We start from the raw sequence: 647 nt of genomic DNA on the forward strand, positions 1-647 counted from the left end.
ACGCGGGTAGACGGGCATGGAAGGGGGCAGCCCTGCACAGGGCTGCCCCGGGTTGTCGACTGTGTTCCACCTCGGACTGCGGCGCGGTGCCTTCAGTACACGCGCGGCAAAGGGGCTTCTGAGTCAGCGCTTGGCGGATGTGGCGTGGTGGTCGTTGTTGAGGACGATGGCGGCGGCGTCTTCGGCGGACTGGCGGGCCAGTTGCGGCAGCAGGCTGGTGTAGATGTCGGCGGCAATGGTGATCGAGGACAACCGCAGAGTCTCCTGGACCACTTTCATGTCGTACCCGGCGGCCAGCAAGAAGGTTGCAGCACCATGCCGCAGATCGTGCAGGCGGATCGGCGGCAGCCCGGCCTCCATCGACAACTGCTCGAACTGCTCGGTGACCTGGTTGGGAGACACCGGCTCCCCCGTCGGGGTGGTGAACACGTAACCGGTCTCGACCCACGCCGCCCCGGCCCGCAGCCGTTCGGCGTTCTGGCGGGCCTTGTGCGCGCGCAGGACTTTGACGGTCGCGGTGTCGAGGCAGATGGTCGCCTCCCCGGCCTCGGTCTTCGGCTTGCCCTCGAAAGTTTCCGATCCGATCTGGGTGATCTGCCACCGGATCGTGACCGTCCCGTTGTCCAGGTCCAGGTCGCTCCACCGCA

The 647-nt window shown here is 66.9% G+C and carries 1 protein-coding gene; it reads right to left on the reverse strand.

Annotated elements, in window-relative coordinates; genetic code table 11:
* Positions 1–123: 123 nt before the first annotated feature.
* Positions 124–647, reverse strand: a 524-nt coding sequence (locus QSK22_RS33290) for a tyrosine-type recombinase/integrase (RefSeq protein ID WP_285498480.1), incomplete at its 5' end; no start/stop codon positions are given.

The sequence above is a fragment of the Actinomadura sp. NBRC 104425 genome, assembly GCF_030269545.1.
In the GTDB taxonomy this organism is placed as follows: Bacteria; Actinomycetota; Actinomycetes; order Streptosporangiales; family Streptosporangiaceae; genus Spirillospora; species Spirillospora keratinilytica.